Consider the following 20,391-nt stretch of genomic DNA (forward strand, 5'->3'; position numbering starts at 1 on the left):
TGCGATCTCGATTGGGTATCAGCTTTGCGACATCTTCACAACGCGATCGAACTGCTTCTTGGTGACCGGTTGAACGGACAACCGACTGCCTTTTTGAAGCAGCACCATGTCGGAAAGTGGGCTGCGTGCCCTGGTGGCTTCCTCGCGAAGTTCGGCGAGCGTGACCGGACGTTCTAGTTTTTGGTCCAGTTTGACGTCCACCATGAACCAGGTCGGTGATTCGGGATCGCTTTTGGGGTCAAAGTAATGACTTTTTTTGTCCCAAGCGTGGTGATCGGGGTATCCACCGCGAGCGACCGTCGCCAAACCGACGACCGCCGGCGTTTTGCAAGCGGAATGATAGAAGAGAACGCGGTCACCCTCTTCGATTTCATCTCGAAGCAAATTGCGTGCTTGGTAGTTGCGTACCCCCTCCCAGCACGTCGTCAGGTCCGATTCATTGGCTAGATCATCGACGCTGTAGGTCGTGGGCTCCGTTTTCATCAACCAGTATTTCATGTTGCTTGGCGCTCTCGGAAGGTTGGAGTGTTCGGTTGAGTGAATTTGTGCGGGGGTCGCATTTTTTTGTCGAATTGTTTCGGAGGTGTGTCGATACCTCAAGAAGACGCACCGGAAATCTGCGTCGAAGAAACGAATTCGCAGCTCTGCGCATGATTGCGTGAGCCTCCATCAGGCCATGGAAACGGCCGTTCCACCGTTTTCCATGCGCGGTCCGCTAACCGGACTCCGCGATTTGCCCTGAGGGACTCATGAACGTCGACGCTATTCACACTGCATTGGGCATCGCTTTCACCGCCGTTTGGCTTTTTGTCGGACAAATCATTGTCGACAGCCACTAAGCCGATTACGCCCGCGGGTTGATCTCTTCGGATTTGGAGCCCGGCCAAATGGTCTGGCTTCAATTGGTGAGAACCGGCGTGAAGCCAAACGAGCGTGAAACCAAACGAGATTGTTTGCTACCGCGGTTGCAGGCCATGTCGCTGCGGACATGGCAGATAGAAAATTGGCATTGGGCTGGAACGCTCAGTTGGCGGAAAGGCTCACTTAGCAGAAAGGTCGTATGCTACGATTTCTTGATCGTTGCGGATGAACGCGGTTTGGTTCGCGTACGCCGGCGCGGTCCAGGCGACCGAGCGTCCAAAGGCTTCACCCGTTGGCTCGATCGCGCGAAATCGGCCGTGCTCTTGGAAGCCATCTTTCGAGAGAGTCGCAATGATCAAATCGCCGTTTTCTGAAAACACCAAGAAACGATCCGAATCGCCCAGGCGATTGAGGAACGCGGTTCCGTGTTTGATGAACCGTTTTTCATTGGGCTGGGTGGCTTGGAAGGTCGACCAGATTCGATCGCCGGTTTCAAAGTCGACCGCAATCAATTCGCCAACATTGCAATCCGTTCCATAGATCACCCCATCGACGGCGACGGCGGGACTGTTGGATGAATAGACCGAGTGGTCTCGCTCGCCACGCCAAATTTCTTTGGTGGCGTTGGATTGTGGGTCCAGTTCAAACATCACCGACTCGGTGCGAATGCCACTGGCAAAGATGCGGTTTCCTTCCACAACAGGGATGGCAATGGACATGTCGTACATTGGGCTGATGTCCATGTTCCAGATTGGATCGCCGGTGATCGGATCCAAACCATGAACGCCCGTGGGTGAATAGACGAGAAGCTGCTCGCTTTCAGCACGTCTCAAAATGGACGGAGCACAGTAACCGGCGTTGCAATCGAGTTGTTTCCACCGCACTTCGCCGGTGCTTTTGTCGAAAGCCACGATGCCTTGTCCATCGCCACCCACCATCGTGTAGAGCAGGTCGCCGTGCACGAGTGGATGAGCCGAAAATCCCCAAATGGGAACTTCTGCGTCAAAATCGGTCGGAAGATTGCGGCTCCAGACGAGTTCGCCATCGGTGACCGATAGGCAACGCAAATCACCTTCGCTTCCCAAAATATAGACATGGTCGCCATCGACCGTTGGAGTGCAGCGTGGACCGGCGGGGTAGGAAATGCTGTAGGGGCGTTCGTATTCGTGTCGCCACAGTTCTTTGCCGGTTTCTGCGTCCAGCACAATCAGCCGTTCGTCGCCGGTCAAATCGGCTCGTTTCCCAGGATCGTTGAAAGCTTCGCCTTGGCGTTTGGCATAGTCGAATACAAAAACGCGACCGTCTGCGACGGATGGTCCGGCATATCCACCCGCAATTTTGGCTTTCCACTTCAACGGAAGTCCCGATTCGGGAATCTCGTTGACCACGCCTGATTCACGATAAACGCCGTCGCGTTGATCGCCCTGCCAGCCCGACCAATCGTCGGCGGGCAGGCAGTTTCCTGACAAAGCGAGGCTACCCGACGTGATCAGAGCGGCGGCGGCACGCCGAAGAGTGAAGGTGGACAGCATGGGAGAGAAAACGAAATCACGCATGATGAGTGGTCCAAGGAACGTTGTGGATTGGTTTGCGTACTATATGTTCTTTCCCGCGTTCTTTCCGCGTCTGCTTCAACTCGAGTCCGCCATTTAGGTTGCCGTTGCAATGCGATTGATTTTGATGCGTCACGCCAAAAGCGATTGGGCGGACGCTAGTTTGGATGACCACGACCGGCCGTTGAATGCTCGCGGGCGTCGCGACGCACCGCGAATGGCGGGATGGATGAAGGAAAGTGGCTGCCAACCGGATTTCGTTTTGTCATCCGACTCGAAACGCACTCGAGAAACATTCTCGTTCTTGGAAGCACGTTGGGGACAGTCGGTTCCGGTGCATTTTTCATCGAAACTTTACCTGGCATCCGCACCCAGAATTCGCGAAATCATTCAATCGACTTCGGAATGGTTGTCGGGCGATCAAGACGAATCCATCCAGATGCCGGAGACTTTGTTGGTCCTTGGACACAATCCTGGGATCAGCACGGCCGCCAGCGAGTTGCTCGGTCATGCATGCGGGCTGCCGACCGCCGCTTTGGTGATTTGGACGTGTCAAATTGATTCGTGGGCGAGAGAGCTAACTCTTTCAAATTGCAAACTGCTGGATTCGATGCGTCCGAAACAATTGCCGTGATGGTTGCTGGCAACGTCCTGCTGGATACGAAGCCATCGTTTGGGGCGTTGCTAGGGAGGTTGACTGGAAGCGACCCCATCCGTGATTCTCGTGCCAACCAATCAGCGGGACGCGGTGAGGCTTGCATCGGTGAAGATGCAATCGATCGATGCTCCCTGGCAATTGGCCGAACTTGTCTGACGCGTTCTTCGTTTCTTCCCGGAACAATCTTTTGGATCGTTTGCTTGCCGAACCGTCGTTGCGAATGTTCTTGGTTGCCGCTGCGGTGCTGGCACACTTTGGTTTGCGTCTGACTTTCTACAACCGTTTGAACTCCATGGGGTGGAAACGGGCGACCATCAAGCGGACTGAGAAAATTGCTTTCGTCGAAACTTGGTTCACTCCGTGTGTGATGGGTTGGTTGTACGGATCCGACGTTTGGGATTGGATCCACGGTGATGTGACGGTGATCTCATTGCCAGCTTGGGTCATTGCCTACGCCATTGCATGCTCGGTTCTCGGTTTGGTTTTTGGCTCGCTATGGTTGTTGTGGCGACCGATCTTCAGGGTGCACCATGTCCCCGTCGTTCGCGAAGTTCAGGTGCACGATGTGGTCAATCGGACCGGTCGCTCGCTCGCACGAACTCGGAAATGCCGATGGGCGGCGAAGCTTCCATTCAATCAGATCTTCCAAATGTCGGTGGAACAAATCGAGCTACCGGTTGTCGGTTTGCCCGACGAGCTGGATGGCTACAAGGTGGCGCATCTTTCTGACATTCATTTGACTGGCCAAGTCGAACCCGAGTTCACACAGCATGCCATCTCGGCAGCGAATGAGTGGCGACCCGATTTGTTTGCATTGACGGGCGACATTGTGGACAAGCAGCCTTGTGTCGCTTGGCTGCATGATTTGTTTTCAAAAGCGAGTGCGTCCGACGGTTGCTACTTCGTTCTCGGAAATCATGACACGCGAATTTCCGATCCGGATGTGGTGCGTGAGCGAATGAAAGGGGCTGGGTGGATTGATGTTGGTGGACTCGTTCATTCAACGCGGCTTCGTTCTGTTTCCTGTGCGTTGTCTGGAAATGAGTACCCCTGGTTTTCGCGGCCGAGCGAGCAGGCGATGCGGGGGGCGGATGCTGAGTTTCGGTTTTGTGTGTCACACAGCCCCGACCAATTTGATTGGTGCCGACGCAATCAGGTCGATCTGATGCTCGCGGGGCACACTCACGGAGGGCAAGGTCGGTTGCCTATCGCGGGACCAATCTTGAGCCCGAGCTGGCATGGCAGCCGCTGGGCATCCGGTGATTTCTATCGTGCACCCACGACGCTGCATGTTTCTCGCGGACTTAGCGGAGTCCACTTGTTGCGAATCAACTGCCGGCCTGAGTTGTCGCTGATCACACTGCGGTGCTCACACGCTTAGAGGGACGCATTCAATGCGTGGCGAGAGTCGTCAAGGATTTTGGGACATCATGGAGGTACTCGAAACTCTTGACGAGTTTCGCTACTCCTGATGAGTTTCGTTGCGCATGATGAGTTTTGTTACGCTCGATGAGTTTCGCTACGTGGCGAATGAGTCACTTTTGCGAAGAGAACTTTTCCAGCGATCGGTCAAGTAGTTTGATCGCAGCGTCGATGTGATCGTGAGTGGTGATCATTGGCGGGGGAAGGAATCGCAGTCGTGCAGGTTCGGCTCCGCACAGAAACCCGAGCAAGCCTTCTTCGAACATCAGGTTCATCAACAATTTGGCATGGTCCAGCGTTCCGTCACCAGGCGTGAAAACAATCATCATGCCTTCGCCGTAGGGACCTGAAATCAAACCGGAGTGTTTATCCGCAAGCTGCTGCAGTTGTTCTGCAAAATAAACATGACGCGTCATGTTGGCACCGTCGTTGCCAAAGCAATTCGCGGCCTGAAGTCCGTCGAGCGTTTTCAGTCCCGTCGCGATGGCGGAGGTTGATCCGGTGAAGGTTTGGCTGAGGATCGGTGCCTTGGGATGGAAATCGTTTCGGTAGAGCGTTGCACAGACCTGAGTGATTTTGCCGACGGTCACGATGTCAGCAAACTCGTCCAAGCCATAGTGTTGGAATGCGAATGGTCGACTGGTACGCGAAAAGGTTTGAATCTCGTCGAAGATGATCGGCACACCGGCTTCGCGAAGTGGTTGGCACAGCGCGCTGAAAAAATCGTGGCTTCCGGGGTAGTAGCCGCCTTCGCCCGCAATGGGTTCGGCCCAGAAGGCGGCGTGTTTGCCAGGGTATCGTTTCAGCAATCGTTTCAATTCATCGACTGCCCATCGCTTGGATTTCTCAGGGTGATCGGGATGAACAAACGGTAGATAGTCGACTTGGATGGCTTCCGGCAATCCGTTTCGATAGGCGGGGCGGTCGGTCAAGGCAGCCAAGGCGATCGACCTTCCAGCAAAAGCATTGTCGAACGCGATGATGCGATTGGCTGGTTGTCGATGGTGGAAGGCGAGTTTCAATGCATTTTCGTTTGCCATCGCACCGCTGGTGGAAAGCAACACGTGTTGCAGTGGGGCACCGGACTCACAGGCCAACGCGACCAACCGTTTCATCATTTCGATGCTGGCAGGGTTCTGTTGAAGGTTGCCCTGCATGACGGTGTCTTCGATCGCCGCGTCAATGCTGGCCGCGACCAGATCGGCGTGAGAGTGTCCGCCGCCGTGAACGCCAATCCCGCCGATGAAATCCAGTTTGACGCTGCCATCGGCGAGTTCGACGTAAGGGCCGTTGCCCAAGCCCGAGGCAAAGTAGGGCCAAATGGGTGGTCCGCCGCGGACCGATGTGAAATCATCGATCAAGGATTGGTAGCTCGCCGATAGTTCCGGATCGCTTGGTGAGACGTCCGTCATGGACGCCGCATGGTCACGCATCGCATCGGCAATCAACTGCTTGGCCTGTGCGATTCGGGGATCCTGACGAAGGGATTCAGCGTGAAGCATATTCAAAAACGATTGGCGAAAACGGGCTCAAACGGGGGAACCTCCCCTTGGCTACATCCAAGAGCACGCATCTTGATTCCCGGTTCGCTTCTTGGCAATCACGGCTGGGTGATCGTTGCCGATCAGGGCGGAAAAAACTAAGCTTTGCGGATTGGATTTTGTTCACCTACCTGCCTGAAAAGCTGCTTTTCCATGCCTCAGCCTCGCGTACTTGTCCTGCGTGCTCCCGGTACTAACTGCGACGTCGAAACCGCCCACGCGTTTGAACTCGCCGGTGCGGTCGCCGAACGAGTGCACGTCGGGCGATTGATGGAAAACGCTGCGTTGGCCAGTCGCTATCAGATTCTCTGCGTGCCCGGCGGATTCAGTTACGGTGATGACATCGCAGCCGGCCGAATTCTGGCAACTCGGATGCGACGTCACCTCGGCGATTTGATGCACCACTTCGTCGACAGCGGAGACAATCTGGTTCTGGGGATTTGCAACGGGATGCAGGTGTTGATGCGATTGGGCGTGTTGACCAGCGGCGTTGGGCAACTTCAAACCGCGGGCGGGCCATCGGAGGAAGCTGACCAATCGGTGCCACCCGCGACGCTGACTTGGAACAATCACGGTCGATTCGAAGACCGCTGGGTGAACTTGGCCGTTGATGAAACGCCATGCGTGTTCCTCAAGGGCATTCAACAAATGTATCTGCCAATGGCTCACGCTGAAGGCAAGTTCATCGCTCGCGACACGGACGTGTTGGAAGAACTGCGATCGACCGGACGATTAGCACTTCGATACTGCGAACCATCCGGCGAAATTCAATCCGAGACGTTGCCGTTCCCCATCAATCCCAATGGTGGCGATGCCAACGTGGCCGGAGTGTGTGATGCCAGCGGCCGGGTGTTTGGTTTGATGCCGCACCCCGAGCGACACATTGATCCGACCCAGCATCCTTACTGGACTCGCCGCAAGGAACAACCGGAACATGGTGACGGATTGCAGATGTTCCGAAACGCGGTGGAGTGGTTTGCTTGAGCGAGAGCATGACGCCCGTTGAAGAGTCGGAAACCCGGTTCGCGTTTGGAAAGAACTGGGCGTCGTTTCTGGATCAGTTTGACGCCGAACGGTTGCAGCACGCGACTTCTTCTTTGAAGTCGCTCTTGCAAGTGGAATCACTGACGGGCAAACGTTTCCTCGACATCGGCTCCGGCAGCGGTCTGTTTTCTTTGGCGGCTGTATCGATGGGGGCCGAAGTTGTCAGCGTGGATTTGGATGATGACAGCGTGGCTTGCACGCGAGAACTTCGCGAGCGAGCGGTTGCGGAGGATCTGGCTGTGGCTGAACAATGGCAGGTCCAACAAGGATCGGCGCTTGATGCGGAGTGGTTGACTTCGCTTGGGACGTTTGACGTTGTCTACAGTTGGGGCGTGCTCCATCACACCGGACAAATGACCGCGGCGATCGAGGCAACCTCATCGGTGGTCGCACGTGGTGGTCAATTCGCGATTGCGATTTACAACGACCAAGGCGGCGGTAGCAGGCGGTGGTTGAAGATGAAGCAAGGGTATCATCGCTTGCCCGCATGCTTGCGTCCGGCGTATGTCGTTCTGGTCGCAGGTTGCTACGAACTGAAGTTCGCACTCGCGAGGCTGGCCCGAGGTCGTAACCCGCTGCCGTTCGCGGATTGGCGAGCGAAGAAGTCTGACCGCGGCATGAACGCGTGGCATGATTGGGTCGATTGGATCGGCGGGCTCCCGTTTGAGGTTGCCAAGCCGGAGGCAATCATCTTGCCGCTGCGTGAAAAAGGATTTGTGCTCGACAACCTCACCACCGTCGGATCGGGCTGGGGATGCAACGAGTACGTTTTTCGGCGTCTGGAAGAATCGGCGAAGTCATTACCGTAGGCCATGTTTTACATGGCGATGGTTGTTGGCCGGTTTTCCTGACCTTCGCGTTGGCTCGTTGAGGGACGCCTCGCTTTGTTCCAAAGCATCGGCGTGGTCGCCAGGTGGAACCTGGCCTACGACCTGAAATGTGGTCGCCGGGTTCGCCAGAGTTCAAACGCCAACCTGTAACTCGGTGGTCCCCCACCGAGAACGAAACCTCAGTCACGGCGAGGATTGCCTCGCGACAGCACATCACTTGACGACCAAGCCTGGTTCACCCGGCATACTGATGCGACAAGGATCGCAAATTGATTCCCGCGAATTTTTGCAAAGAGGTTTTTACGATTCGTCGGAGAGCGGACTGCGGGCAGGAATGAGCAAACCGGCGGCGATGAAGGCGAACTGGGTGGCGAAGAAGATCGCCAGGTTGCGTAGCATGCCTTCGGTGAAGCCGTAGCTGTGCAGGCCAATGCCAAGTTCGTTGGTGCCGAACCAGCTCCAAGCCGTAATAATGTTGCCACCGATCGCCAGGATAGAGAATCCACGTGCGGCAACCATTTTGTCCCAGCGTGCGTGAAGCATCAGTGCGTTCCAGATCACGATCAGCAACGCGCCGTTCTCCTTGGGATCCCAGCCCCAGAAGCGACCCCAGGAATCGTCCGCCCAAAGTCCACCGAGCACCGTGCCGATGAAACTGAAGAGGATGCCAAAGCACGAGGCTCCGTAAACACAGCGATACAAGTCGCGGCGGGCTCGATCGCTGGCGTTGATCCAACCGGAAATCAAATACCCGATTCCGAGCAACCCCGCGACGAGAGTTGCTACGTATCCAAGTGAAACGCTGATCACGTGCGTGCTGAGCCAGAACTGAGTGTCCAGAACTGCTTGCAGCACGCCCATTGTTTCGGCTTGTCCCACGTTCAGCGTCAGGTTGTAAGCGACTCGTAGCGTCATCATCCCGGCGACGGCGGCGAGCATGTTGCCCGTTCCATAACGGAAGATCCGTTCGATGATCAGACCAAACAGGACGGCCGCCCAACCAATGAAGATTGCTGAGGAGTAAAGGTTGATCACCGGAGCACGACCGGTGATGTAGATTCGAGCCAAGATGACAACGGTATGGATCACAAACGCGATGGCGACTGTTCCCCAAACGGCCATCCCCAATCGTGGTGAGTCCACCGCGAAATAGATCAGTCCGAGGATGATCGCCAGGATGTAAAGTCCCGTCGCAATCGCCGTTGGGTTCGCCGATCCAAGCCACTGTTCCAGCGAAACGGCAAAGTGATCGTACCCTTGGATTTTGTAGGCCTGGACCGCGGCGAGGTGTGAATCAACCGCTTCGTTGAATGCCGCAGGATCCTCTTCGTTGTAACCACGGATCATTTCACCAAAGCTGCGAATGCCCGGGTCGCTGTTCTTTGGAGCGATGCCTTGTTTGGCCATGTTGAAGAACGCCGGAGCGAACGCCGTCCAATCCATCTGTTGAACACTTTCGGTCGCTTCCTTCATTGGCGGAGGAACGACGGCGGGAGCTGGCATCTGCGCCAGACTGTCCATTTGCCGTTCGAGCTGACGCAAGGCGAAGAGTTGTCGGGTCTGTTCGCTGGTGCCTTCCGGGAAGAAGCTTGCGGGGATCTCCTCGGGGACTGGCAAACGCATCGCGGCGGCGGCTACCGTGTACTGACGAGTCCGCATGTCGAGTTCGATCAGCTTCTTATCTTTGAAGTCTTGGTCGACTGACTCTTTGGCTCTTGCTTCTTTGACCAGTTGAGTGAACCGCTCGACGTTTTGACCGATTTCATCGAGCGAATAAAGCTTGCTTTCCTTTCGGTCGAGGTCGAGTTCCGCGCGAATTTCTTCGGCATCGATTCGGAACATCGGCATGTACCGCAGAGCGGGGGCGTCCACCGCGACTTCCATCAGCCACTGAACTGCGGAGAGTTTTTTGGTTTCCACACGGTCCTTGATTTCGCTGGGCGCGGCATCCAGCGGCAACGAATCCTTGTTGGTCATCGCCTTCAACGTTTGTCGCGCGTAGGCGTCCAACGGCATCACTCGCCCGCCGTATTGCACGGGGATTTGACCGAGGGCGGCCAAGTCGAATTCGGTGGCACGATCTGCAGGTTTCAATTTGTTTCGCATGGCCACACTGGGAGCCAGGACAACCGTGACGATCGCCGCCAATGCCGCCAGATAAATGACCACAGGCAAGTTTTTTCGCGACGCGGGGGCCGGCCCGGATGTCTCGACACTTTCGGCGTATTTGGCATCCGCATCTTCGTCTTTGCCGAATTCAGCCAGTTCGCGTTCGTTCTCTCGTCGTCGTCGTGAAATGAATCGAGTCAACGTGCCCCAGAAGTGAACCAGCATGCCCAGTCCGGTGATGCTGCAAGCAACGTACGGGATCAACCATCCCGAATTGCGTACGACTTGGATTCCGGTCAGTTCTTTGCCGCCCGGCAAAGCTGTGTAGTTCGATTGGTAGAACGTCTCGCCGCGATATCGCAATGGGTTGTTCATCCACACGCGTTCTTTGCGGTCCTCGCCAGTTTCGCTATCGACGATGCGAATGAATGACGAATAGTCGCGTGGGGTTTCGGTGTTGCTGTAGTTGATGCGACGAACGTCTTCGAGTTGAACCCAGTAAGGTTTCACTTCGCGGTGCAGACGCAAGCCAATTTCATAGTCTTTGTCTCCCAAAGTGACGGTGTCGAACATGTCTTTGCTTGTCCCGTCAGGAACCAGCATTTCGCGATCATTGATCGACTGGCTGACCATGTAGACGCCGAGGGATTCTTCAGATTCCGGATCGATCAGCTCGACGTAAGCGGCGGGCAGATTCATGGCCATGTCGGCGCCGCCCGATTTGGGACGCTCTACGGCGGACGCTTCCAATCCAATCCCGGTGGTCGCGGGAGAGGCATCGTTGTGTTCATCGATTCCCGCGTTTTCAAAGTATTCAAGAACCTTGATGTGGAACGGCAAGGCTGGGTCTTCGATCGTCGATTCGTTCGCAGCAGCTCGCATCAAACGCGAAGCTGGCACAGCAACCACATTTTGAATGGCGTCGTCTGTGTGGATGAACTGCAATTCCACTTCATCAAGGTTGACAAAGGTGTTGGTGGATTGCCCCTCAACCAAGCTCAGTCGTTGTTCCATTTGGCGATCGCCAAACGCGAATTGGCCGACCATCAACAAGCCAACGCCGAGGTGCAGCAGCACGTTGCCGCCTTGCTTGCCAAAGGCGAGTTGGCATCCAACGAGCATGATCAAGCCGGCGCCCAATCCCTTTGCCAGTTGCCAAACGATACGAAGACCTGGATCACCGATCCGGTTGCCTGTGATCAAGCAATACAGCACAACCAAGCCAAGCAGTGCCGCGGTTCCGTAGGTTAAATACCGTAAGGTTGGAAGCTTCACAGACGATGCCGCGATCCCCGTTGCGATTGCGGCGATGGCGGTCAGGCCCAAAACAGCAGCCCACAGACTTTCGTAGGAAAGCCACGATGGGGGCGTGCCCTGCAAGCCATCGTCACTATGTCCGGTGAAAACAATCACTCCAGCAACCAAGAAGCCGGCGACCAAGAACCCGACGCCAGCGGCCAGTCGTCCGCCGCTGGCTTGTAGCCGAAAGCGAGTGATCTTGGCCGCAATCAGGTTAATCATCAGCAGCGCACCAATCATCGCGCCACCAGGGAACGGCAGGATTCCCGGGATCGGCTGGGCGTGCCGGTAGAAAGCCTGAGGGAAGAAGTCGTCGATGTGCAGCGGGGCAATCCACGACAAGAAGTATCGCTGTTTAACCTCCTGCATGTTCATTTCGTCTTGGGCAAGTGTTCCCACCAAGACCAAGATGATCGAAAGAGCGAACAAGGTCACTGTCAGCTTCAACGATCCCGCGGCGGCTAAGATTCGCTGTGGCGTCAACGAACTCAAAGCTTCCGCGAGAGGGTTGTGATCGCCTGAGGACGTTTGTGAATCGTTGGTGACGGTTGCCATCGGAAGACTCGTGAGATTGGCGTCGATTGAACGGCGGAAAAGGGCAGGGCGGAGCCCAATAATCAGTACTGAAGTGATTCCAGGAAACGTCGCATTTCCTGGTCTTGATCTTTGATCACTTCGGCGGGACCAGTCATTTTGATGAATAGGCTGAAGTCGTTTTCCAGCGGAACAATGGTCGCATCAATGGAGGAAGCGGATTTGTTTTCCGCATCCTTGGGCAGCAAGATGAACCGCTGAGCGTCGCGTCCAGCAACCGTGAGTTTTTCAGCGGACTCCAACGCCGCATCGACTTCCGCGTCGTCGGGTTGGCCGCCTTCGACTTGGCCCATCCAGCGAGCCACGTTGCCGCGAAGATCGCCGCCGGCTGTGATGACGGTGACTTCTGCGGGTGCGTCTTCGGGGCCGACGTTGAATGCCGCCAGCCGCATCATGCTCATCCGGCCGTCACGCCAACCTTCGGGGCGTTCGAAGTCCAACTCGGGGGTTGAACTCGATGATTCCGTCTTGCTTGATTCGCCTGGAAAAGCCTTCTCCTTTGCAGCGGGCATGGATTCGCCTTTTGCTTTGGCTTGTTCGATCGCCTCTTGTGCATCGCGTGGCAAACCAGCGTGTGGGTCGGATGAAGCGTCGCCCGCAGATTGGCCACCCATCATTGGACCGCCCGCCATCGAAGCAAAGGGGGCGTTGCCAGCCATCATGGATGAACTGGAACTACTCGGGCGTCCCGTGACATCGACCCAGATCGCTGGCGCGTCGGCGAATGCTTCGGACGTGCCTCCAGACCACTCCATGGTCTCACCGCCAGCCCATTCATCGTCGCTGTCTTCCAGTCCAACCTGTTTGCGCCAACGGTTGACATTCATGGTCACCAATTCGGACCAATCATCCATTCGTGTCAGCTGAGAAATACTGAGATCTAACTGCTGGACCGGCGTGTTGATGTCAAAGGATGCAAAACGCATCATTCGTTCTTTGCCCTTTTGCCATTCCGCCGGCACGTCGTCCAGGATGGGGACGCCGTCTTCGAACTTGACCGACTCGACAAATTCGCGAAAGGAATCGTCGATCAGGTCGACCGCGGATTCCCGGCCCATAATTTTGAAGAACCAAGCTTGGTCTTTCTGCGGAAGGATCGCGGCGATTGTGCGAGTGTCCTCCTCGGCCAGGACGGCTGGCTTCTGCGTCGGCACTTGGTAAGTGATGATCGGAGCTTCTTGGGTGCATCCCCCAAGGACGCTCAGCAAGCACAGGCCAGCAACGCTAGCAATCGTGGGGACGCACACTGCCCGGGGAAGGGCATGCACGCGACGGATGAAGGACGGCATAGGTGGGAAACGAAGAGTTTTGTGGAGGCGGGGAGCAGTCGTGATCGAATTTCCTCCCCCGCGGCATTTCACCTAAAAGGGAGCGAAAAACGGGACCCTCCATGGTGACCGATTTTTGCGTGAATCCAAGCTCAGATTAACTGCTATGTGTATTGAAACGCGACGGCAGACCGATTTGTTCTCACGCCAGAGTCAATGGACCGCAGGTAGTAGCCAAATTCGCGATCAATAGCGACGTCGCGTCGCAGGAGCCTGGACCGGGGGAACGCGGGCGAAAACGGCCGTCGCAGGCCGGTTTCTTCCGCAATTAGCCTGCAAAACGAGTTTCAAGCTTGTGAAGTGCTACTGCGGTGTGACCTTCACCACGACGCCTTTGAACGCTGGGGTCTTGCTCTGCGGGTCAGCATACCGAGCCACCAACACGTTGGATTCAGGGTAGTACATCAAGGCGTTGCCTGGACGGATCTTTTCGTACCCGCGAGCCAGGATGTTGTTCATCGACCCTATGTCGTTGGCGACGGTCACTCGCTGATCGTGCTTCAGACCTAGACGCTGGAGGTCGTCCGGGTGCATCAGGATGATGTCTCGGCGGTCCTGGTTTCGATACAGGTCTTCCTCTTCGTAGACGACCGTGTTGAATTGGCCTTCGCTGCGGACCGTCATCAAACGCAGTTCCTGTTCGCCCGTGCCTTTCAGCTCAGGGATCGAGTGGCAGTGCAAAATGCCACGGCCATCCGGCGTTCCGAATTGAGGCTCGTAGAACGTGCGACCGTCGATTTGGAATTCTTCCTTGGTTTTGTCGATCGAGGAAATCTTCTCGTAACCCGGAACCACCTTTCCGATCCAATCGCGAATGGTGGATGTGTGATGCATGGCATCCCAGTCGATCCCCTTGGCATCGGGTCGCAATCGCGATCCGAGGGTTGCGATGATTTCAACCTCGCTGCGAGGACCGGGCAATCGTCGTGGGCCTCCGTCGCTGAGACGCACGAAGTTGAACATGGATTCTTGCGTGGTCGGTTCCGGTTCCTCGTCGCGTGCCAGCACCGGCAGGATAATCGTTTCTTTGGCGAGACCGTGTGCGTGCCCCGTGTTCATCGTGGTGTTCATCATCACGTTGAGATCGAGGTTTGAAAGGGCCTCTCCGGCGAAGGTCGCATCGGGGTTGGAACCGAAGAGATTTCCACCCAAGCAGAATCCTGCTTTGATCTCGCCTGACGCGGCACCTTCCATGCAAGCCAACGTGTCCAAACCCTCGGTGGTTGGAAGCTCCACACCAAACTCGTTTTGCAGTGCATCAAAAATTTGCTGTTTGAGTTTGGGCGTGACGCCGACGCTGCCGATTCCCTGCACGTTGCTATGGCCGCGAATGGGCATCAACCCGCTACCGGGACGTCCGACCATGCCACGGCACATCGCCAGGTTGGCAATCGCTTGGACGTTGTCGACGCCATGAGCATGATGGGTAATTCCCATTGTCCAAGAAAAGACCGCGCGTTCACTCTTAGCGTACAACGCGGCGATCGCTTCCATGTCCGATCGCGGAACGCCGGACTTCAGTTCGAGTTCATCCCAGCTCAACGTCTCAAGCTTGGCGAGGTACTCTTCATGGCCGTTGCAGTGACCTTGCAAGAAATCCAAGTTGATGTCATTGCTGGCTTTCAGAGCTTTGGCAATTCCCCAGAGCAACGCCAGGTCACCGCCGATGTGCGGTTTGTAATAGTGCGTTGCGACCTTGGTTCCTTTGAGAAGCGATATCGGGTCGCTGGGAATTCGGAAGGTGACCAAGCCGGTTTCTTCGACCGGGTTGATGACAATGACCTTTCCGCCACGTCGGCGAACGTGCATCAAACTGGTCATCAGTCGTGGGTGGTTGCTGGCCGGGTTGCCGCCAATCAGGAACACGCAATCCGATTTCTCGAGGTCTTCGAGTTGGATCGTGGCGGTGCCGGTTCCCAGACTGGATTGCAACCCCACGCCGCTGGCTTGGTGGCAGTAGAAGCTGCAGTTGTTGACGTTGTTGGTGCCGTAAACCCGTGCCAGCAATTGCAACAAGAAACCGGCTTCGTTGCTGCTGCGTCCGCTGAAATACCAAAATGTTTCTTCCGGGCGAAGCGAAGCGAACTTTGCCGCGATGGTTTGGAAGGCTTCTTCCCAAGTGATGGTTTCGTAATGCGACTCGCCTTGGCGGTACCGCAACGGGTGAATCAAACGTCCCAAGTGTTCCAGCTCTCGCGGCGTCATCGCAGCGAGTTCGGCAATGGACGTTTTCTTCCAAAACGGTGGCTGGATCCCCGGTTGCATGTCAGCCACCATCGCCTGCAAACTTTTTTTGCAGACTTCTGGGAAGGATCCAGATTCGTTGACCATCCCGCCTTTCTGGCCACCCATGCCGACCGCACAGGTCTTGCATGAGTTGCGAGTTCGCATGGCTTTGTAAAGCTTCCAAACGCTCCCGGATTCACGTCCTTTCTTGAACGTGTACCAAATGGCTCGGAAGCCGCCGCCGCTGCCAACTTTCATCGGATAGGTCTTTCAAGACGAGGATTGTCACTCATTCAAGCGGAATCGGGTGCGTACCAAGCGTCGAGCAAGGTTTGAAGGGATTGCACCTTTTCCGGCTGTTGATCCGCCAGGTTTCGATTCTCGTGTGGATCCAACTTTAGATTGTAGAGTTCAGGCGATCTGCCCGTCATCCGACTCGATGGATCGATCAGTTTGTAATTGCCCTGAATGACCCACCGATACTGCAAACTGTCGGCTGGATTGTCCATCGACTGAATGTCGTGCTCAAAAATCTCTCCATAGATTGCTTGGCGTTCTTCCAACGAGGTTTCATTTAGAACGTTGATTCCGGGCAATCCGTTGGGAGTCTCTAGTCCTAGCAGGCTCATGGTGGTTGGCACGACATCAATGGTTGACACCAAGTGCTCGTTGTCCATTCGCGGTTCAATGACGCCGGGCAATCTGTACATGATCGGTGTGCGCGTGCCGCCTTCGTTGGGACTGCGTTTGCTTCGCGGTGCGTAGCGGCTGGCGTCGGTTCGGTTGATCCAACCGTTGTCGGTGACATAGATGACCAGCGTGTTGTTGGTCAGAGAATACTGGTCGAGAAGCCCGAGCAATTCGCCGCAGGTTTCATCAAACCATTCGCACATGGCCCAGTACTTTGCGATGGGGAGCGAGTCAGTCTTTTCACGATACTTCGCTAGCAGTCGCTCGGGCGGATTGTGGGGTGTGTGTGGCAGGAACGGCGCGTACCACAAGTAAAATGGTTGCTGTTTCGATTGAGTGTCGGCCAGAAAATCGTCGATGACCTTCATCCCGTTACGACCGATTTTCAGACCTGAATCGCCATGTCGCCCGTCTCGAGTGAAGTCGCCGTGAGTCATGGCGTCGGTGAAGCCGGCTCGCGAAGGTTTCCCCTCCCACCATTTGCCCGTTTGCAGGCTGCGGTATCCATGTGGTGCGAGCAACTCCGGTTGGCAATCCAATGCGTCCACGTGCTGCAGGTATTGCATGCGACTTTTGACGTATTGCGGCTGCTGATGGGCGGGCCGCTTCACGCCCTGTTCCATGCCAGGCCACGGCGGATCGTTGCCGACGATCCCGTGTTGATGGGGGTACAAGCCGCTGATGATGGTCGCCAGTGACGGTCGGCACAAGCTGACCGGTGAGTAGCCTCGCGTGAACGTGAGGCTTTCTTTCGCAAGCCGATCGAGGTTGGGGGTCTCGATGTGCGGGTGTCCCATGAAGGAATAGTCCGTCCATGCTTGGTCATCGCTGAGAATGACAACAACATTCAGCGGTTGATCGTTCGCCTTGATTGGCTTCGCAGCTAAGAGAACCACGCAGCATGCTGCCAGGGCCAGCTTGCAACTTTGATGGGGGAAAGACTTCATGGGAGAGATGGGAGTGTGGGGAGAAGGTGGGAGTCACTCGTTCACGATGTACTCATCGGGAAACGTCGCAGGAGGGGATTGCGTCGCATCGCGAAGCGGAAACCGCGGGCCGTGATCTTCCAACAGCGGCATCTCCATGCCCGTGCTGTTTTTCAAATGTTGCCACAGTTGTTGGTTGAGCGATTCGACTCGGTCAGCATAGCTCGGATCATGGATCAGGTTACGGGTTTCACCGGGATCGGATTCGAGGTCATAAAGCTCGTCACGATCCCAAAGCCCGTGACATCGAATGTATTTGAAACGCCCACCAATCACCGCATGCAGTGTTGGGGTGTGTGGGTAGTTGCGTTCCCAGTAATACTCGTAGAGCAACGTGCGGTCATCGAGCGATTTGGCGTCAGCGGAGCAGAGTTCTTTCCAAACGCTTTGTCCGTTGAGATGGCTCAGGGGGGAAGCGCCAGCGGCTTCCAGCAAAGTCGGGGCAATGTCGATGTTGCCGACCAAGCCATCGAACGGTTGCCCGGCCGGAATTTGGCCAGGAGCAACCATTAATAACGGCACTTTCGCGCTGGCTTCGTAGGCGGTTCGCTTGTCGATCAAGCCATGGTCGCCAAACTGAAACCCGTTGTCGCCCATGTAGACGACAATGGTGTTTTGATCGAGGCCCCGCTGTTCCAGGAAACGACGCAAGCGACCAACTGATTCGTCCACCGCCAATAGGGATTCACAATATCGTCGGTAATAAACCTCTGGGCTGAAGCCTTTCAGGTTGTAGCCAAAGTCCACTCCGTGACGGCTGTTTCGTTGGTTGCGAACCCACATCGGCTTGTCGCCGTCTTCCATCGACTCCGCAGTCGGGATTTGGATTGGTAGAGGCTCATTGTCGTAACGGCCTCGATGGCGATCCGCGGGAACGAAATCGGCGTGAACCGCTTTGTGGCTAACGTACAAGAAGAACGGTTTGTTAGGGTCGCGGTCGCGAAGCCACTGCAGAGAATAGTCGGTCAGTTCGTCGGTGATGTAGCCGCGTTGTGGAACACGTTTGCCGTTAATGTTGAAACCATCGTAGGTCGTTTGTGGCACCTCTCGTGTGGTGCCGTGACCATCGGGCCAGTAGGTGCCTTGGCCTTTGAATGAGATCCAATGATCAAATCCACGTTGAGGATCATCGATGTCGCCGCCCATGTGCCACTTGCCGATGAACGCGGTTTGGTAGCCGGCTTTCTGCAAGTGCTGCGGAAAGAACACCAGGTTCGGATCCACCGCGTGATAGTTGTCCACAACGCGATGGTTGTGAGCGTATTGACCGGTCAGGATCGACGCGCGGCTGGGTGAACAAAGTGAGGTGGTCACATAGGCACGACGTAGCATGGCTCCGTCGCTTGCCATCGCGTCCAGGTTGGGAGTTTCCAAAAACGGGTGGCCGGCGACGCCGAGGCAATCGAATCGATGGTCGTCGCAGAGAATGAACAGAATGTTCGGGCGAGCCTGATCCGCAGCAAAGGAGTTTGCAAAGCTCGAAGCCGCTGTCAGGACGAAGAAAAACCCAACCACGAAACGGATTCGCGATTGGGTTGTGTGGACATCAAATTGCATGGGGATCAGGAGTCGATTTCGACGCGTTCGCCGTGCTCATCACGGCAATCCACTTCCAAGTGTTCCGGGAACAGTCCTTCGCTGCCGAGGATTTGAACGGTCATGTTACCGGATTCTTCCATCTCGCTGACGGTGCGTCGTTTCTTGTTGTTCAAGAACGCGCTGACTTCGTCGTTGACGCGAACGGTGACTCGAACGATGTGCTTATTCTTGACCGCCAAAGCGAGCATGCGGACGACTTCGATCGACATGCTTTCAGGTGTCTTGACCAATCCGCGACCTTCGCAACACGGGCAGTCTTTGTAGATGCTGCGTTTCAGGCTGGGGCGGATGCGTTGACGCGTCATCTCGATCAAACCAAACGGGCTGGTTCGAAGGATTTTGGTTCGTGCACGGTCGTTGGCCATCGCGTCGCGAAGGACTCGTTCGACTTTGCGCCGATAGCTTTCCTTCCGCATGTCGATGAAGTCGTTGACGATCACGCCCCCAAGGTCACGCAGTCGCAATTGGCGAGCGATCTCTTTCGCGGCTGAGATGTTGAGCCGGAAAGCGTTTTCTTCCGCCGATCCGTTGCCGCGGAAGTTGCCGCTGTTGACGTCAATTGCCACCAGGGCTTCCGTGGGGTCGATCACAATTGAACCGCCGTCGGGCAACGCAACTTGGCGTTGGTTGATTTTGACAATCTCGTCCTCGAGGTTGTACTTGTGGAACAGCGGTGATGGTCCGTCGTAGTATTTCAGTCGATCGACGACACGCGGCATGACCATTTTCAGGAAGTCGCGAGCCTTTTCGTAAGCTGATTTTTGGTCGATCAAAATGTGATCGATGTCGTCGCTGTAAATGTCGCGAATGGTGCGAATGATGAGGTCGCTTTCCTCGTAGATTTCGCCGGGCTCCGACGTGTTCTCAACGCGGCGAACGATGGCTTTCCACAAACGCAACAAGTAATCCATGTCACGTTGCAGTTCCTCTTCGCTGCGGCCGGCACCGGCGGTACGGACGATGAATCCGAGGCCCTTGGGCGGGTTGAGTGAGAGCAAGCATTTCTTGAGTCGTTTGCGATCGTCTTCGTCCTCGATCTTGCGGCTGACGCCAACTCGCGAAAGAGCGGGCATCAACACCAGGTAGCGACCAGGGATCGAGATGTAGGTGCTGAGCGTGGGGCCTTTGTTGCCAATCCCTTCTTTGATGACTTGGACCAGGACTTCATCGCCACGTTTGAAGATCTCTTGGATCGGTGGTTTGTTGCGAGGTCGACCGCCTTTGAAAACGCGAGTGCTGCCGCGTCCTGATTCACGGTTGCGTTTCGCGGCGGCTTCGGCCATTTCGTCCGATTCCCGCATGATCTCTTCGGGATCGTAGCCGCCTTGGCGGAAGTATTGAGGCTCGATGTCGCTGATGTGGAGGAAACCATTGCGGCCAACGCCAAAATCCACGAACGCAGCTTGGATGCTGGGTTCGAGGTTGACGATCTTGCCGCGATAAATGTTGCCGGAGTAGTTCTCAACGCTCTTCCGCTCGACGTAAAGCTCTTCGAGTCGGTTGTCTTCGACGACAGCGATTCGGCTTTCTTCGGGCTGAAGCACATTGATCAGCATTTCACGTTTCATCTAGTTCACCTTTTCTTCGGTGTTGAGCCGGCTCGGATGGGATTGCCAACAAGGACGGTCACATGGACGCCGGCGTAACGAAA

Annotated in this window: 13 protein-coding genes; 4 read left to right on the forward strand and 9 right to left on the reverse strand. The window is 55.8% G+C overall.

All coding sequences use genetic code 11. The annotated features are described in order from the left end of the window. Nucleotides 1-18: 18 nt before the first annotated feature. Complete coding sequence (locus LOC70_RS14870) at nt 19-498, reverse strand: EVE domain-containing protein (protein ID WP_230254743.1); 480 nt, start codon at nt 496-498, stop codon at nt 19-21. 542 nt (nt 499-1,040) lie between these two features. After that, nucleotides 1,041-2,417 (reverse strand): PQQ-binding-like beta-propeller repeat protein, encoded by a 1,377-nt coding sequence (locus LOC70_RS14875; protein ID WP_230254744.1) that lies wholly within the window; start codon nt 2,415-2,417, stop codon nt 1,041-1,043. Nucleotides 2,418-2,541: 124 nt separating this feature from the next. Between LOC70_RS14875 and LOC70_RS14880 the strand changes: the two genes are divergently transcribed. Then, nucleotides 2,542-3,048 carry a SixA phosphatase family protein gene (locus LOC70_RS14880; RefSeq protein ID WP_230254746.1) on the forward strand — a complete coding sequence of 169 codons (507 nt, stop codon included), beginning with the start codon at nt 2,542-2,544 and terminating at the stop codon, nt 3,046-3,048. 148 nt (nt 3,049-3,196) lie between these two features. Beyond that, nucleotides 3,197-4,453, forward strand: coding sequence for a metallophosphoesterase (locus LOC70_RS14885; RefSeq protein ID WP_230254748.1), 1,257 nt, complete (start codon nt 3,197-3,199; stop codon nt 4,451-4,453). A gap of 154 nt (nt 4,454-4,607) precedes the next feature. Here LOC70_RS14885 and LOC70_RS14890 read toward each other — a convergent pair whose 3' ends face one another. After that, nucleotides 4,608-5,996: an aminotransferase class III-fold pyridoxal phosphate-dependent enzyme gene (locus LOC70_RS14890; RefSeq protein WP_230254750.1), complete on the reverse strand. Its 1,389-nt coding sequence runs from the start codon at nt 5,994-5,996 to the stop codon at nt 4,608-4,610. Between the two features lie 192 nt (nt 5,997-6,188). Here LOC70_RS14890 and purQ point away from each other — a divergent pair, with 192 nt between their 5' ends. Both purQ and LOC70_RS14900 read left to right on the forward strand, forming a co-directional pair. Further along, a complete protein-coding gene (gene purQ / locus LOC70_RS14895; protein WP_230254752.1) occupies nt 6,189-7,019 on the forward strand; it encodes a phosphoribosylformylglycinamidine synthase I in 831 nt (276 codons plus the stop codon). After that, complete coding sequence (locus LOC70_RS14900) at nt 7,007-7,888, forward strand: class I SAM-dependent methyltransferase (protein ID WP_230254754.1); 882 nt, start codon at nt 7,007-7,009, stop codon at nt 7,886-7,888. Before purQ ends, LOC70_RS14900 begins: the two co-directional genes overlap by 13 nt. 321 nt (nt 7,889-8,209) lie before the next feature. On the opposite strand, the gene ccsA is transcribed toward LOC70_RS14900, so the two are convergent. The 6 genes from ccsA to LOC70_RS14930 all read right to left on the reverse strand — a co-directional run bounded on the left by ccsA (nt 8,210) and on the right by LOC70_RS14930 (nt 20,308). Next, nucleotides 8,210-11,872, reverse strand: coding sequence for a cytochrome c biogenesis protein (gene ccsA / locus LOC70_RS14905; protein WP_230254756.1), 3,663 nt, complete (start codon nt 11,870-11,872; stop codon nt 8,210-8,212). 62 nt (nt 11,873-11,934) lie between these two features. Beyond that, on the reverse strand, nt 11,935-13,200 hold the full coding sequence (locus tag LOC70_RS14910; RefSeq protein ID WP_230254759.1) for a hypothetical protein: 1,266 nt from the start codon (nt 13,198-13,200) through the stop codon (nt 11,935-11,937). Between the two features lie 342 nt (nt 13,201-13,542). Further along, entirely contained in the window at nt 13,543-15,723 is a 2,181-nt protein-coding gene (locus LOC70_RS14915) for an FdhF/YdeP family oxidoreductase (protein ID WP_230254760.1), read from the reverse strand. Nucleotides 15,724-15,758: 35 nt separating this feature from the next. Beyond that, nucleotides 15,759-17,102, reverse strand: a complete 1,344-nt coding sequence (locus tag LOC70_RS14920) for a sulfatase family protein (protein ID WP_230254762.1) — start codon at nt 17,100-17,102, stop codon at nt 15,759-15,761. 33 nt (nt 17,103-17,135) lie between these two features. After that, nucleotides 17,136-18,698, reverse strand: a complete 1,563-nt coding sequence (locus LOC70_RS14925) for a sulfatase family protein (RefSeq protein ID WP_230254764.1) — start codon at nt 18,696-18,698, stop codon at nt 17,136-17,138. Nucleotides 18,699-18,703: 5 nt separating this feature from the next. Then, on the reverse strand, nt 18,704-20,308 hold the full coding sequence (locus tag LOC70_RS14930) for an Rne/Rng family ribonuclease (protein WP_230254766.1): 1,605 nt from the start codon (nt 20,306-20,308) through the stop codon (nt 18,704-18,706). Between the last annotated feature and the right edge of the window lie 83 nt (nt 20,309-20,391).

It is taken from the genome of Rhodopirellula halodulae, from assembly GCF_020966775.1.
GTDB lineage: Bacteria > Planctomycetota > Planctomycetia > Pirellulales > Pirellulaceae > Rhodopirellula > Rhodopirellula halodulae.

Bases quoted from the DNA above. Each gene is read 5' to 3' on its own strand.
- LOC70_RS14870 (WP_230254743.1), bottom strand. From the start codon at position 498: ATGAAATACTGGTTGATGAAAACGGAGCCCACGACCTACAGCGTCGAT.
- LOC70_RS14875 (WP_230254744.1), bottom strand. From the start codon at position 2,417: ATGCGTGATTTCGTTTTCTCTCCCATGCTGTCCACCTTCACTCTTCGG.
- LOC70_RS14880 (WP_230254746.1), top strand. From the start codon at position 2,542: ATGCGTCACGCCAAAAGCGATTGGGCGGACGCTAGTTTGGATGACCAC.
- LOC70_RS14885 (WP_230254748.1), top strand. From the start codon at position 3,197: ATGCTCCCTGGCAATTGGCCGAACTTGTCTGACGCGTTCTTCGTTTCT.
- LOC70_RS14890 (WP_230254750.1), bottom strand. From the start codon at position 5,996: ATGCTTCACGCTGAATCCCTTCGTCAGGATCCCCGAATCGCACAGGCC.
- purQ (WP_230254752.1), top strand. From the start codon at position 6,189: ATGCCTCAGCCTCGCGTACTTGTCCTGCGTGCTCCCGGTACTAACTGC.
- ccsA (WP_230254756.1), bottom strand. From the start codon at position 11,872: ATGGCAACCGTCACCAACGATTCACAAACGTCCTCAGGCGATCACAAC.
- LOC70_RS14910 (WP_230254759.1), bottom strand. From the start codon at position 13,200: ATGCCGTCCTTCATCCGTCGCGTGCATGCCCTTCCCCGGGCAGTGTGC.
- LOC70_RS14915 (WP_230254760.1), bottom strand. From the start codon at position 15,723: ATGAAAGTTGGCAGCGGCGGCGGCTTCCGAGCCATTTGGTACACGTTC.
- LOC70_RS14920 (WP_230254762.1), bottom strand. From the start codon at position 17,102: ATGAAGTCTTTCCCCCATCAAAGTTGCAAGCTGGCCCTGGCAGCATGC.
- LOC70_RS14925 (WP_230254764.1), bottom strand. From the start codon at position 18,698: ATGCAATTTGATGTCCACACAACCCAATCGCGAATCCGTTTCGTGGTT.
- LOC70_RS14930 (WP_230254766.1), bottom strand. From the start codon at position 20,308: ATGAAACGTGAAATGCTGATCAATGTGCTTCAGCCCGAAGAAAGCCGA.